Consider the following 308-nt stretch of genomic DNA (forward strand, 5'->3'; position numbering starts at 1 on the left):
GTCCCCTTCGGGGATATCGGTTCTTCTAATTATTTATGGGATTGCAAGCATGAGGATCTCTGTGGTTTCCGTCCCCTTCGGGGATATCGGTTCTTCTAATAATTACTCAGCATACTGTTCGAAGTGCTTCCAGATTGTTTCCGTCCCCTTCGGGGATATCGGTTCTTCTAATAAAATCGTGAAACTTATCCGAAGGGAGATCAAAAAGTTTCCGTCCCCTTCGGGGATATCGGTTCTTCTAATGTGCTACGGACGGGGGGTACATCTTAGGTTTTTCGTTTCCGTCCCCTTCGGGGATATCGGTTCTT

Annotated in this window: 1 protein-coding gene; it reads left to right on the forward strand. The window is 46.8% G+C overall.

What is annotated here, in order from left to right; all coding sequences use genetic code 11:
* The coding region (locus tag HMPREF1986_RS13390) for a hypothetical protein (RefSeq protein WP_021773959.1) at positions 1-308 on the forward strand (308 nt) is incomplete at both ends.

Source organism: Oribacterium sp. oral taxon 078 str. F0263 (genome assembly GCF_000469565.1).
Lineage (GTDB): Bacteria > Bacillota > Clostridia > Lachnospirales > Lachnospiraceae > Oribacterium.